This window comes from Streptomyces sp. NBC_00236 (assembly GCF_036195045.1).
GTDB lineage: Bacteria > Actinomycetota > Actinomycetes > Streptomycetales > Streptomycetaceae > Streptomyces.
Window position 1 is genome coordinate 2,148,999 of the sequence record NZ_CP108100.1, and the last position, 13,121, is coordinate 2,162,119.

At 72.4% G+C, this 13,121-nt stretch carries 13 protein-coding genes, 1 other RNA gene and 1 pseudogene; 8 read left to right on the plus strand and 7 right to left on the minus strand.

What is annotated here, in order from left to right; translation table 11 throughout:
- Positions 1-7 precede the first annotated feature (7 nt).
- Entirely contained in the window at positions 8-1,012 is a 1,005-nt protein-coding gene (locus OG446_RS09485) for a Gfo/Idh/MocA family protein (RefSeq protein WP_328893599.1), read from the plus strand.
- A 22-nt stretch (positions 1,013-1,034) separates the two neighbouring features.
- On the opposite strand, the gene OG446_RS09490 is transcribed toward OG446_RS09485, so the two are convergent.
- Positions 1,035-2,663 (minus strand): alkaline phosphatase D family protein, encoded by a 1,629-nt coding sequence (locus OG446_RS09490; protein WP_328893600.1) that lies wholly within the window; start codon positions 2,661-2,663, stop codon positions 1,035-1,037.
- A gap of 291 nt (positions 2,664-2,954) precedes the next feature.
- Here OG446_RS09490 and OG446_RS09495 point away from each other — a divergent pair, with 291 nt between their 5' ends.
- The 3 genes from OG446_RS09495 (at position 2,955) to OG446_RS09505 (ending at position 5,043) form a co-directional block, all read left to right on the plus strand.
- Positions 2,955-3,728, plus strand: coding sequence for an SDR family oxidoreductase (locus OG446_RS09495; RefSeq protein WP_328893601.1), 774 nt, complete (start codon positions 2,955-2,957; stop codon positions 3,726-3,728).
- A 159-nt stretch (positions 3,729-3,887) separates the two neighbouring features.
- Positions 3,888-4,061, plus strand: coding sequence for a hypothetical protein (locus OG446_RS09500; protein ID WP_328893602.1), 174 nt, complete (start codon positions 3,888-3,890; stop codon positions 4,059-4,061).
- Positions 4,062-4,158: 97 nt separating this feature from the next.
- Positions 4,159-5,043, plus strand: a complete 885-nt coding sequence (locus tag OG446_RS09505; protein WP_328893603.1) for a PhzF family phenazine biosynthesis protein — start codon at positions 4,159-4,161, stop codon at positions 5,041-5,043.
- A 36-nt stretch (positions 5,044-5,079) separates the two neighbouring features.
- Here OG446_RS09505 and OG446_RS09510 read toward each other — a convergent pair whose 3' ends face one another.
- Entirely contained in the window at positions 5,080-6,012 is a 933-nt protein-coding gene (locus tag OG446_RS09510) for an NAD-dependent epimerase/dehydratase family protein (RefSeq protein ID WP_328893604.1), read from the minus strand.
- Positions 6,009-7,085, minus strand: coding sequence for a ScbA/BarX family gamma-butyrolactone biosynthesis protein (locus tag OG446_RS09515; RefSeq protein ID WP_328893605.1), 1,077 nt, complete (start codon positions 7,083-7,085; stop codon positions 6,009-6,011). Before OG446_RS09515 ends, OG446_RS09510 begins: the two co-directional genes overlap by 4 nt.
- Before the next feature lie 126 nt (positions 7,086-7,211).
- Here OG446_RS09515 and OG446_RS09520 point away from each other — a divergent pair, with 126 nt between their 5' ends.
- Positions 7,212-7,874, plus strand: a complete 663-nt coding sequence (locus tag OG446_RS09520; protein ID WP_328893606.1) for a ScbR family autoregulator-binding transcription factor — start codon at positions 7,212-7,214, stop codon at positions 7,872-7,874.
- A 128-nt stretch (positions 7,875-8,002) separates the two neighbouring features.
- The gene (locus OG446_RS09525; RefSeq protein WP_328893607.1) at positions 8,003-8,380 is read left to right on the plus strand and encodes a VOC family protein; all 378 of its coding nucleotides are present in this window, start codon (positions 8,003-8,005) and stop codon (positions 8,378-8,380) included.
- Positions 8,381-8,412: 32 nt separating this feature from the next.
- On the opposite strand, the gene rnpB is transcribed toward OG446_RS09525, so the two are convergent.
- From rnpB to OG446_RS09540, 3 genes and pseudogenes are all read right to left on the minus strand, one after another.
- Positions 8,413-8,814: RNase P RNA component class A (gene rnpB, locus OG446_RS09530), an RNA gene on the minus strand.
- A 61-nt stretch (positions 8,815-8,875) separates the two neighbouring features.
- A pseudogene (locus OG446_RS09535) lies at positions 8,876-9,221 on the minus strand (hypothetical protein).
- Between the two features lie 106 nt (positions 9,222-9,327).
- Positions 9,328-9,855: a TetR/AcrR family transcriptional regulator gene (locus OG446_RS09540; protein ID WP_328893608.1), complete on the minus strand. Its 528-nt coding sequence runs from the start codon at positions 9,853-9,855 to the stop codon at positions 9,328-9,330.
- A gap of 132 nt (positions 9,856-9,987) precedes the next feature.
- On the opposite strand from OG446_RS09540, the gene OG446_RS09545 reads away from it, so the two are divergent.
- Positions 9,988-10,731 carry a MerR family transcriptional regulator gene (locus tag OG446_RS09545; protein WP_328893609.1) on the plus strand — a complete coding sequence of 248 codons (744 nt, stop codon included), beginning with the start codon at positions 9,988-9,990 and terminating at the stop codon, positions 10,729-10,731.
- Positions 10,728-11,591 carry a hypothetical protein gene (locus OG446_RS09550; RefSeq protein WP_328893610.1) on the plus strand — a complete coding sequence of 288 codons (864 nt, stop codon included), beginning with the start codon at positions 10,728-10,730 and terminating at the stop codon, positions 11,589-11,591. Before OG446_RS09545 ends, OG446_RS09550 begins: the two co-directional genes overlap by 4 nt.
- Here the strand turns inward: OG446_RS09550 and OG446_RS09555 are convergent.
- Complete coding sequence (locus OG446_RS09555; RefSeq protein WP_328898252.1) at positions 11,542-12,963, minus strand: RNB domain-containing ribonuclease; 1,422 nt, start codon at positions 12,961-12,963, stop codon at positions 11,542-11,544. The two genes, OG446_RS09550 and OG446_RS09555, sit on opposite strands and share 50 nt — an antisense overlap.
- Positions 12,964-13,121 lie beyond the last annotated feature (158 nt).

The window sequence follows — 13,121 nt, forward strand, 5'->3', positions numbered from 1 at the left end:
AGCGTGCATGAGCAGGACTGTCCGTTGGGGCGTGCTGGCGACAGGTGGGATCGCGGCGACTTTCACCGCTGACCTGCAGGCGATGCCCGATGCGGAGGTGGTGGCCGTGGCCTCCCGGACGGACGCTTCGGCGAACGCCTTCGCGGAGCGGTTCGGCATACCCCGGGCCTACGGGAGCTGGGCCGGGCTCGTCGCCGACGAGGAGGTCGACGTGGTGTACGTGGCCACGCCGCACTCCGCGCACCGGGAGGCGGCCGCCCTGGCCCTGGAGGCCGGGAAGCACGTGCTGTGCGAGAAGGCGTTCACGATCAACGAGCGCGAGGCCCGTGAGCTGGTGAAGCTCGCCCGGGACCGCGGCCTCTTCCTGATGGAGGCGATGTGGACGTACTGCAATCCGGTCATCCGGCGGATGACGGAGCTGGTGCGGGACGGGGCGATCGGCGAGATCCGCACCGTGCAGGCCGACTTCGGCTTCGCGGGTGACTTCGGCGCCGGGCACCGGCTGCGCGATCCCGCGCTGGGCGGTGGCGCCCTGCTGGACCTCGGGGTCTATCCGGTGTCGTTCGCGCAGCTGCTGCTGGGCGAGCCGGACCGGGTGCAGGCCGATGCGCTGCTGTCTCCCGAGGGTGTGGACCTGAACACCGGGATACTGCTGAGCTGGGAGTCCGGGGCCAACGCGCTGCTGTCCTGTTCACTCGTCGGGCACCACCCGACGGCCGCCACGGTGATCGGGACGGCCGGCCGGATCGACTTCCCGGAGGGCTTCTTCTTCCCCAAGCACTTCGTGCTCCACCGGGACGGCCAGGAGCCGGAGGAGATCACCTCCGGTCCGGGGCCGCAGGGTCTGTCGGGCATGCAGTTCGAGGCGGCCGAGGTGATGCGGGCGGTCCGGGCGGGCGAGACGGAGTCCCCGCTGGTACCGCTGGACGGTTCGCTCGCGGTGATGCGGACGCTCGACGCGGTACGTGAGCGCATCGGCGTCCGCTACCCCGTGGACGGCGTGGCGTCGTAGTTCCTGCCGGACCGTGCCGGGGTCAGGCCGGGGTCAGGCCCTGGTTGCCCACCTCCGTGACGAACGAGGCGGCCGTCGTCACGGGGGCGCCGGGGGTGGTGACGGCGGACACCGTGCGGTAGTCCGCCCGTGCCTGGCGCTCCTGGAGCGTGACGAGGGCGTACCCGCGGCGTCCGTTGTAGAACTTCATGTGCGGGTTGGCGGCCATGACGTTGGCCCAGTTGGCCGGCTTCTCCGAGCCGTTCTTGCCGCTGGCGATGGAGGTGGCGACGATCTCGGTGCCGACGGTACGGGAGGCGGGGTCGTCGAAGTCCCGCTTCAGGTCGAAGCCGTAGCCGACGTGCACGTCTCCGGTCAGCACCATGAGGTTGTCCACGCCGGCGGCCTCGGCGCCCCTCAGGACACGGTCGCGGGACGCCGGGTAACCGTCCCAGGAGTCCATCGAGAGCTTGTAGGCGCCGGTCGGCACATCGCGCCGCCGGGCGAAGGTGACCTGCTGCGGGACGACGTTCCAGGTGGCCTTCGAGTGGCGCCAGCCGTCGATCAGCCAGCGCTCCTGCGCGGCGCCGGTCAGGGTGCGCGACGGGTCCTCGGACTCGGGTCCCGGGGTCTGCCAGCCGTCGCCGTACGCCTGGTCGCTGCGGTACTGGCGGGTGTCGAGGATGTCGAACTGGGCGAGGCGGCCGAACTGCAGGCGCCGGTAGAGCTTCATGTCCGGGCCGTCGGGCCGCTGCGGGGCGCGCAACGGCTGGTTCTCCCAGTACGCGCGGTAGGCGGCGGCCCGGCGGATCAGGAACTCCTCGGGCGGCACGCTGTTCTCGGGGGTCTCGCCCGCGTAGTTGTTCTCGGTCTCGTGGTCGTCCCAGGTGACGACGAAGGGGTGCGCTGCGTGGGCGGCGCGCAGGTCCGGGTCGGACTTGTAGAGGGCGTACCGCAGGCGGTAGTCCTCCAGCGTGGTCGTCTCCCGGTTGAAGAGGGCGGGCAGGGTCCGGTCGGTGTAGTTGCGGGCTCCGCCGGTCGCGGTGACGGCGTACTCGTAGAGGTAGTCGCCGAGGTGGAAGACGACGTCGACGTCCTCCTGGGCGAGGTGCTTGTACGCGGTGAAGTAGCCGTCGTGGTAGGCCTGGCAGGAGACGGCGGCCAGGGACAGTTCGCGCTTGTGGGCGCCGGGCGCGGGCGCGGTACGGGTCCGGCCTACGGGGCTGGTCCACTGTCCGGCGCGGAAGCGGTAGTAGAGCACGCGGTCCGGGGCGAGGCCCTTGACCTCCACGTGGACGCTGTGGTGGAACTCCGGGTGGGCGGTGGCGGTGCCGCGCCTGACGATGTGCCGGAAGCGCTCGTCGCGGGCCACCTCCCAGCGCACCTGGATGCGGGCGGCGGGCAGTCCGCTGTCGGGCTCGAACGGGCGGGGCGCGAGTCTCGTCCACAGGAGGACGGATTCGGGCAGCGGGTCGCCGGAGGCCACGCCCAGGGTGAACGGGTCCTCGCCGATCTGCCGGGTGTCGAGCTCGGCGGCGCTCGCCGCTCCCGCGGCCGGCAGACCGACGGAGAACGCGAGTGCGGCAGCGGCTCCGGTGACGGTGAGGAAGCGGCGGCGGCCGGTGTTGCGGACCGCGTCGCGCAGCTCCTGCTGGTGCGATGAGAGCGTCATCTGTCCCTCCCCTGACTGGTGATGTGGGGGAAGTCCATCGGGCCGACGCATCGGGCGGTTGTCGTGCTCGCGTCGCACGGGCGTCGCCCGGATGAGGAATGCGGCAGGAATGGATCCCCAGGGGCAAACTCCGCGTACGCGGCAAAACCATGATCATCAACTTCGGGTGCGGCAGCCGGGGAATCGCCGTGGCGCGTGCGGGAATCACCCGCGGGACGCGAACCCCCCACCCGGACGCGCCGTTTGCCCCCGGCCGCGTCCCCGGGAGCGGGCCGCGTACGCTGCCGCACCATGAGCAACAAACTGTTGAACTCCGCGACGAAGACGGCCGTGGTCACGGGCGCGGGCTCCGGAATCGGCCGCGCGGTGGCTCTGGCCCTGTGCGGCGCCGGCTGGTCGGTGGCGCTCGCGGGCCGCCGCCCGGAGCCCCTCGCCGAGACCGCCGCGCTGGCCGGGCCGGACGCCCGGGTGATCACCGTCCCCGCCGACGTGTCGCGCCCGGACGACGTGGACGCCCTGTTCTCCTCCGTACGGGAGTGCTTCGGCCGCCTCGATCTGCTCTTCAACAACGCGGGCACCTTCGGGCCGCGCGCCGTGCCGGTCGAGGACCTCGCGTACGACGACTGGCGCACGGTGGTCGACGTGAACCTGACGGGGGCGTTCCTGTGCGCACAGGCGGCGTACCGGCAGATGAAGGAGCAGGACCCGCAGGGCGGGCGCATCATCAACAACGGCTCGGTCTCCGCGCACGCGCCGCGCCCGCACTCGGTCGCCTACACGGCGACCAAGCACGCGATGACCGGCCTGACGAAGTCGCTGTCGCTGGACGGACGTCCGTACCGGATCGCCTGCGGACAGATCGACATCGGCAACGCCGCGACCGAGATGACCGAGCGGATGCGGACCGGGACCCTCCAGGCCAACGGCGAGCTGGCCGTGGAGCCGGTGATGGCGGCCTCGGACGTGGCGCGGACGGTGGTCCACATGGCGGAGCTGCCCCTGGAGGCGAACGTCCAGTTCGCCACCGTGATGGCGACGGGGATGCCGTACGTGGGCCGGGGCTGACGAACCCGGCCGGGAACCGGCCCACCGGCGAACACAACCGACCACCCCTCAGGACCGAACGACCGATACCGGCCGGATTCGCACCCCGGCCGGACCGGTCAGCGCGTGCTGCACTTGTGCTCACATTTCTTCACCGGAACTCCACACCGGGAACGCAGCATGCGCATACGCACCGCGGTGCCCCTCGCCCCGGCCGCCCTCACCGGCTCGCCGCTCCTCGCGACCCCGGCCTCGGCCGCGAAGCACCGGGGCGGGGTCCACCTCGGCAAGATCCAGCACGACAGCTCGTGCTCCTGGACCAAGTCGAGCAAGGGCACCAAGAACTGCCTCTGAGCCGGCTGCCGCGGTCCGGGTCCTTCCCTGTCCCGCCCGGCGAGGGGGGGCGGGACCACGGGGGAATGCCCCGGACCGCGGCGCGGTTGTGCCGCACATGACTGATCTTCCCGGGCCCGAACTCCTCCGCTACACCGCCTTCTCCGCCGACCCGGAGGGCGGTAATCCGGCCGGAGTCGTGCTGGACGCCTCCGGTATGGACGAGGCGGGCATGCTCGCCGTCGCGGCAGAGGTCGGGTACAGCGAGTCGGCGTTCCTGACCGGCCGGACCGAGGCGTCGGAGCCCGGTGCGCGCGGTTACGCGATCCGCTACTTCAGCCCGAAGGCCGAGGTCCCGTTCTGCGGTCACGCCACCGTGGCCACCGCCCTGGCCCTCGCCGAGCGGGACGGCCCCGGCGACCTGGAGTTCGCCACCGCGGCCGGCCCGGTGCCCGTCACCGTCGCCCGCGAGGGGGCCGAACTGCGGGCGACCCTCACCAGCGTGGAGCCGCACGTCACGACGGCCGCCGCACAGGACGTCGCGGAGGCGCTGGCCGCGCTGGACTGGCCGGCCACCGACCTCGACCCGGCCCTGCCGCCCCGCATCGCCTACGCGGGCGCCCGTCATCTGGTGCTGGCCGCCGCGAGCCGTGAGCGGCTGGCCGCGCTCTCCTACGACTTCGCGCGTCTCGAAGCGCTGATGCACCGGCTGGACCTCACCACGGTCCAGCTGGTGTGGCGCGCTTCGGACGCCGTCTTCCACGTCCGCGACCCGTTCCCGGTCGGCGGTGTGGTCGAGGACCCGGCGACGGGCGCGGCGGCCGCCGCCTTCGGCGCGTACCTGCGCGCCCTGTCGCTGGTCCCCGCGACCGCCTCGCTGACCCTGCATCAGGGTGAGGACATGGGCCGCCCCGGCACGCTGGCCGTCACCCTGCGGGCGGGCGACGCACGGGTGCGGGTGAGCGGGACGGGGACGCGTATCCCGGACCGGGCGGGCGCCTGAGGGCCGGCATCGGCGGTCTCAGCGCCCTTGGCGGCCTCAGCGGCTGAGGAAGTTCCGGTACCAGGGCGCGTGCTGTGCGAAGGACGTCCGGAAGTCCGGGCCCGGGGCCCAGCCGAGGTCCTCGCCCACCCGTTCGTCGGCGAACCAGTGGTCCACGGTGAGCATGTCGAAGTGGTGCGTGGCGTACGGGACGCCGGCCAGCCGGGTGCGGGCCTCGTCCAGTGCGATCTCCGTGCCCGCCCAGGGCAGCCCGAGCTCGCCGAGCACCGTGGACAGCAGGTCCGAGCAGGTCACCGGCTCGGGGTGGTTGACGTGGTAGACGCCGGTCGGCGGCTTCGGGGCGAGCGCCGCCCCGAGCAGTGCGCGGCCCAGGCTCTCCACGTCGATCAGCGAGTGGCGGGCGTCGCAGCCGGCCGGTGCCGCCGACAGGTACCTCAGCAGGGCGGCCAGCCCGGGGATCGCCCACCGGTCCCCCGCCCCGTGCACGATGTGCGGGCGCAGGACGGCTCCCCCGGCCGCCAGGACGTGCTGTTCGGCGGCGACCCGGGTCAGGCTGGTGGCGGAGACGGGGGCGGTCTCGGCGCCTCCGGGAAGCAGCGCGGTGAAGGGGCCGCGGCCGTAGACGGAGGCGGTGCTCAGCAGGACGATCCGGCCGACTCCGCTGCGTACGGCCTCGTCGACCAGCGCACGGGTTCCGTGGTCGTTGACGGTCCGGGCGGTCTGCTCGTCGGAGCCGACCCGGGAGGCGCAGTGGATCACTGCGTCGATGCCCTCGCAGCTGTCGCGCAGCGATCCGGGGTCGGCGAGGTCCCCGTACACCGTCTCGCAGTGGAGTCCGTCCGCCGGGACGTCTAGGGCGGTCCGGTGGGTCATCAGGCGCAGCCGGATCCCGGGGGTCGCGCGGGCGGCGGCGGCCACCCGGCTGCCGATGAAGCCGGTGGCGCCGGTGATGAGGATGCGGGGCGTCATGAAAGGTCCGTTCTGACATCGCCGGGCCCGGCCGGGTGGAGTTCCGGCGAGCGGAGGGTGCAGGTGAATGCCGGTTCGCCGTCCTGAACGGCCCGTATGAACACTCCGGCGGGCGCGAGGGCGTCGTCGCCGTCGGCCGGGAGCACCGTGGCCTCGATCCGGCAGGGGCGGTCCAGCTCGACGTACTGGAGGAAGTCGGCCTGCATCGCCGTCGGCAGGAAGGCCGAGCCGGTGGCCGCGTGTGCGGCCTGCCGGGCCGCCTCCAGCAGCAGGATGCCCGGTACGTGATCGTTGGGGCGGCCGAAGAGTGTCGGATGCCGGGTGTCGAGCCGCAGGAGCCAGGTGCCGGGGTCCGTGCCGGGCGACAGGACGACGTCGTTCTCGGAGGTCCTGCCGACCGTGCGCGGTGCGACGGCGGGCAGGAGGGGTATCGGGGTGCCGAGGACGGCGCTGCGGTGTCCGCGCAGCCGCTGGTACGCCGCAGCCGAGGTGCAGCTGATCCGGCCGCCGCCGGTGGCGAGCACGGTGCCGCGGCGGTGCAGGAGGAGTTCGATGTGCATGGAGCCGAGGCTCCGGCCCCGGCGGCGGATCCGGGAGCAGGACACGTCCACCGTGATGTCCCACGGGTCCTCGTTCAGCTCCAGCCGCTCGGACGCGGAGGTGTACCTCAGCTCCCACATCACGAAGGCGTCGCCGACCGGCACACCGAACTGGGCGTGGGCGATCAGCATCGTCGTCTGCCGCATGGTCTCGGCTATGAGCAGGGGGTCCTGATGGCTGCCGACCGGGGCGAAGAAGCGGTGGGACCGCGGCCAGTGGGCCGCCACCGAGAACTGGGTGTCGGTGAGCCGGGTGAGCCCGGTGGGGAAGACGTCGAGCGGGTCGGTGCGGTGGACCAGCTGTCTCAGCCGGTCGGGTGAGCCCGCTCTGCGGCCGGGTTCGTCCCCGGCCGGGGCCCCGGTCTCCTCCGGGCTGCCGGAGAAGGCCTCGGCGCGGCCGGCACCCGTGGAGTGCCCGGCCCGCTCGCCGCTCTCCACCGACATCGAAGCGCTGCGTGAGGTGAGCTGAACCATGAAGTTCCCCCAGGAGGATCCGAGTCAAAGGGCCGAGCCGCCCCGCAGTAAGATACTGACAGCCCGGTTTTCCTTTCCAGCCAACCCCCTGTGGCACCAACCACGCCACCAGTTAGAGAGAAGCTGATGGCACAGCAGGCGCGCGCGATCCAGACCCGCAGGTCGATCCTGGTGGCGGCCGCCGACGTGTTCGACGAGCGCGGCTACAGCAGCGCGACCATCAGCGAGATCCTGGCGCGTGCGGGGGTGACCAAGGGCGCGCTGTACTTCCACTTCGCCTCGAAGGAGGACCTCGCGCTCGGGGTGATGGACATACAGCTGCACAGCGATCCGCTGCCGCCCCAGCTCACGAAGCTCCAGGAACTGGTGGACCAGGGCATGCTCCTGGCCTACCGTCTGCGTCATGAGCCACTGGTCCGGGCCAGCGTGGGACTGGCCATGGACCAGGCCGTGGAGGGCCTCGACCGCGGCACACCGTTTCGCGGCTGGATAGACCGGCTCGAACACCTCCTGGTGGCCGCCAAGGGGCAGGGCGAGCTGCTGCCGCACGTGGATCCGGGCGAGGCCGCGGAGATGCTGGCGGGATCCTTCTCGGGCATCCAGGTGATGTCCCAGGTCCTGTCCAACCGCGAGGACCTCGGCCGGCGGATCTCGGTCCTGCTGCACTATGTGCTCCCGAGCCTCTCGACGCCGGCCGTTCTGGCCACGCTGGACATGGCCGAAGATCGCGGTGAGCGTCTGCTCCGCAGCCTCGAAACCGTACCCAGCCAGGCCGGCGCCCCCAACTGACCTCCTCCGCAAGCCTCGTGACCACCGGAACCAGACCACACGGTCGGCATTCGGCCGCGTGAGGGCATCGTGGCCGGGGCGGGTCGTAAGCTCGGTGGCTCAGCGCCAGCCACCGACAGGAGCCGCCGATGTCCGTCCGCCGTGTTGTCCCCAACATCGTGACCGGCACGGGTGACGGAACCGGGGACGCCTCCGGAGCCATGCGCGCCAACGCCGCCTTCTACGGGCTCCTGGGCCTCGACGAGGTCATGAACCAGGGCTGGATCATGACGCTCGCCTCGCCCTCCCGCCCCACGGCCCAGATCAGCATCATGACCGCCGACAGGACCGGCCCCGTCACGCCCGATCTGAGCGTGGAGGTGGAGGACGTGGACGCGGTGTACGCGGCGGTGGTGCGCAGCGGCGCGGAGATCGTGTACGGCCCGGCCGACGAGGAGTGGGGCGTGCGCCGCTTCTTCGTACGCGATCCGAACGGGCGCGTCATCAACGTCCTGAGCCACGCCTGAGGACGGAACTGACGCAAAGCCGCTGGTAGCGGCAGACGAGTCGGGCTGTACGCCGGGTTCTGTCGCCCGGTCGCCTCGCGGCGGCCGGGGAGACGGCCATCCATCTAGGACCGGCATTGCTGCCGGTCTCGTGCGGTCTACCCGCGAACTCGGGCGGGCCGCCCTCGAACGTTCGCGCAGAGCCGTCTTGCGACGGCTCCTCTTGACCTTGCTCCGGGTGGGGTTTACCTAGCCGCCTGAGTCGCCTCAGACGCTGGTGGTCTCTTACACCACCGTTTCACCCTTACCGGGGACCGAAGTCCCAGGCGGTCTGTTTTCTGTGGCACTGTCCCGCGGGTCACCCCGGGTGGCCGTTAGCCATCACCCTGCCCTGTGGAGCCCGGACGTTCCTCGGGAGGGTCCGAAGATCCTCACGCGGCCGTCCGCCCGGCTCGTCTGCCGTGGGGCCCATGCTACCCGGCCGGCGGGGCGGGCCCGACAGGGCGAGCGGACGGCTCAGATGAACGCGTCGGTCTCCAGATCGAGCGCGAAGGGAGCCGGGAGGCGGATCGACTTGCCGAACGGAATCGTGCAGTGCTGGCGGTAGTCGTCCCCCTGCGAACGCTGAACAGGGTCACCGAGGACTGCTCACGGTCCACCAGGAGGTAGAGGGGGACGAATGCCTGATCACCTGCTTCATGATCACGCTGATGTAGTCCTCATGATCCCCGTCCGGCGGCGGCGTCACGACAATCTCCCCTTCGATCAGCTCGGCCCGGAAGCCCTCCGGCGTGTCCAGCGCCAGGAAGCCCTCCAGCAGGACCTCCGCCTGCGAGAGCGGTTCGTGCGGCACGGCAGACATGTCACGCCCCTTCCTCGGTCGCTCGCCAGAATGGGACATCGGGGAATCCGCCGTCCGTGCGAGGGGAGTGTGACCCCCATTCGTGGCACAGGACAGCACGCCGTTGTCAGGGGCGGACCGGGGCGAAGGCCGCGATCCCCGCCGCCCAGGCCTCGGCGACGTCGGTGTCCGTGGGGAAGCGGCCGTTGAGCTCCATCACGACCATCCCGTGGGCGAAGGCCCAGGCCGCCCTGGCGCGTCCCTCGTCGCCGGCCAGGGCGCGGAAGAGCGGGGCCGCCGCGCGCTCCTCCAGGTCCTGCGGGAGAGGGTGCCCGGTGGTGAGGCGGTAGAGGTGGGGGTGGGCCAGGGCATGGGTGCGGTAGGCGGCGGCCAGGGCGGAGAAGGAGCCGGGAGCCGCGGTCTCGGCCGCTTCGAGCACGTCGGTGGTCTCCCGGAGCATCGCGTCGGCCAGGGCGTGCACCACGGAGGACTTGTCCGGGAAGTGCTTGTAGAGCGAGGGCGCCGTGAGGCCCACGCTTCCGGCGAGGCGGCGCATCGTGAGAGCGTCCGGGCCCTCACGCTCCAGCAGGGTGCGCGCCGCGGCGAGGATCTGGCGGGCGCGGTCGGTGGCAGGCCGGGCCGCGGAATCGGTCATGACGGGCGTTCTCTTCCTGGCAGGCTCGGGATGCGGGGCCGAAGGCGCGATCGTACGAGATGGCGCGGTGCACCGGGGCGCAGGGGCCCGGCACCTTGACCTTGTCGCAACGTCAGGGTTTCTACTGGCCCCATGCGCATCGGAGAGATCGCCGCGCTCATCGGGCTCACCCCCAGGGCCGTGCGGCACTACCACCGGATCGGCCTGCTGGCCGAGCCCGCCCGCCGGGCCAACGGCTACCGCTCGTACAGCGTGCGCGACGCCGTGCTGCTCGCCCGGATCCGGCGGCTCACCGAGCTGGGGCTCGGCCTGGAGGAAGTGCGGGAGGTGCTCGCCGGTGACGCCGGGCGGCCGCTCGGGGACGTACTGCGTGAGCTGGACGCCGATCTGGCGCGGCAGGAGCGGGAGATCGGGGAGCGGCGGCTGCGCCTGGCGCAGTTGATGGAGGGGCCGCTGACGGGGGTCGAGCCCGTGTCGCCGGCCCTGGCCGAACTGCTGGCCGCCGGGCCCGTCACCGACTCCCCCACCGCCGCCAGGGACCGGGAGCATCTGGCGCTGCTGGACGCGGCGGGCGGTGGTGGCGGCGAGGTCTACGCCGCGCTGCGGAAGCTGGCCGGTGAGCCGGAGGTGCTCGCACTGTACGAGGAACTGGACGCGCTCGACGCGGCGCCCGTGGACGATCCGCGCATCGCACCGCTGGCCGCGCGGATGACCGCCCTCGTGCCCGACGAGGTGCTGGCGGCGATCCCGGAGGACGGACCGACGATGACGGGGTTCGGAGAGGCTCTGCTGGCGGACTACCCGCCCGCGCAGGCCGAGGTGGTGCGCCGGGTGATGGTGGCGCTGACGGAACGGATGAAGGGGAGGACCCGGTGACGGGAGGAGTGAACGCTGCGCGGCTCGTCGTCCTTGCCGTGCTGCCCGCCGAACTCGCGGTGGGAGTGTGCCTGCTGGCCGGGGTGCGGATACCCGGAGCCGTGTGGGCCGGCGCCGAGGCGGTGGTTCTGCTGGGCCTCGCTCTGGAGGCCGCCGTCCTGGGGCGGTTGTGGCGGGCCGGAAGGCGGGCGGGTGCGGGGCGGCGGGCGGCGGCGGCCGGGGCGCTGCGGACCGTGGTGCCCGCGCCGGTACGGCGGCTCGTCGCGCATGAGCTGCGGGCCCTGCACAGCCTGGGGCTGTGGGTGCTGCGGCGGCGCCACGGCGTGCCGGAGGGCGCACGGCCCGTCCCGTACACGGGACCGCAGACGGCGATGATGTACGGCCTGGTCTTCGTCTCGGTGGTGGAGACGGTGATGCTGGCGCTGCTGATCCCCTGGCCGGTGGTGCACCGGATCCTGCTCGTGCTGGATGTGTACGGGGTGCTGCTGGTGCTCGCGCTGCACGCCGCCTGTGTGACCCGCCCGCATGTCGTGGGACCGGACGGTTCGCTGCGTGTTCGCTACGGGGCGCTGTTCGACCTGCGGGTACCGGCTGCCGCGATCGCCGCCGCTCGGGTCGAACGGCGCTTTCCTCAGGGGCGGTTGGTGCAGCTGGACCCGGACGGGGTGCTCGATCTCGCGGTCGGCGGCCAGACGACCGTGACGGTCGGGCTGACCGCGCCGCTGGGCTTCGTACGACCGCTCGGCCGTCGTGGGCAGGCGGTCGCGGTCCGGTTCCACGCCGATGATCCGCGCGCCGTCGTGGCCGCGCTCACGCGGGCGCGAACAGCACCTTCGACGATCCCGGATCTGCCTGGGTGAGCCGTACCCGCAGCCGCTCCCCCAACGGGAGTCCGGCGGTGCCGCCCTCGATGCGGGCGACGATCGCGGGGTCGTCGATGTGGATGGTGCCGGTGGTCGGCTCCTGCTCCTTCACATCCACCACGTACGCGTCGAAGACCGTACCGACCCGGTCCTTGAGCAGCGCCGCCTCGACGAGGTCGACGCACTCGCGCTCCACCGTGTTGGCGCGCCGCGTCCCGTCCGCCATCTCCTTGGGCAGGGCGGGGAGTGCGGTCAGGACCCACTCGGGCGGATCACGGTCGGCGGCCGCCGCGACGCAGAGTTCGGAGGCGTACCGGTCGACGAGCCGGCGCAGCGGCGCGGTGCAGTGGGTGTAGAGGTCGGCGACGGCGGCGTGCACGGCAGGGGTGGGCAGTTCGCCGTGGTCGAAGACGGTGTAGCCGGCGCCGCGCAGCAACGTGGTGCAGTCCTGGAGGAAGGCGGCGTGGTTCGTCTTCCTCGGGTCGAGTGAGCGGACGACCTGCGCGTACGGGACGTGGTGCGGCCAGTCGATGCGCAGGGCCTCGGCCGAGCGGCGCAGGCGGGCCACCGCGCCGTCGGGGGCGACCGGGAGCGTACGCAGGATGCCGGTACCGGATTCCTGCATCAGGCGGGCCGCCGCCATGCCGGTGAGCAGGGAGATCTGGGCGTTCCAGCCGTCGGCGGGGAGCGGGGCGCGGTAGTCGAGGCCGTAGCCGCCGTCGCGCTCGACGATCTCCTGTTCGGGCACGTCGAGGGAGATGCCGCCGCGGGCGATCTCCTGCTCCTCGCGCAGCGTACCGATGTCCTTGAGCAGGGCGAGGGACTCCTCGGCGGTGCCGGCGTCGATCTGCCGCTGCACGCCCGCGTAGTCGAGTTTGGCGCGGCTGCGTACGAGGGCCCGGCGTACCCGGGTGGTCTCGGTGCGGCCCTCGGCGTCGAGGTCGATCTCCCAGAGCACGGCGGGGCGGGTCTCGCCGGGCAGCAGGCTGGCTGCGCCCTCGGAGAGCGATTCGGGGTGGAGCGGCACCTTGCCGTCGGGGAAGTACAGCGTGGTCACCCGGTGGTGGGCCTCGGTGTCGAGCGCGCCGCCGGGCCGGACGAACGCGGCGACATCGGCGATGGCGTAGTGCACGCGGTAGCCGTGGGGCCGGCGTTCCAGGTGCATGGCCTGGTCGAGGTCCGTGGAAGTGGGCGGGTCGATGGTGAGGAACGGCAGATCCGTGGCGTCCTCGTGCCCGGAGACCACCGGGTGGCGCGCCGCGTCGGCCGCTTCGTCGAGCACATCGGCCGGGAAGCCGTCGGGGACTCCGAGTTCGGTGCGCAGAGCGCGCAGGGCCGCCCGCAGCGGGGTGTCGGCTGCGCCGGTCATGTGGAGCTGGCGGCGGGGCATGGACCGAGCGTATGGCGGGGCGGGTCGGGCGGCATCCCGGGTGGCGGAGGGGCGGTCGCCGGTTCCCCGTACGCTGACGTGAGGGGCTGCCACCACGTGGTACGAACCGGCCCGGGCCCCGTATCCGTACGTACGAA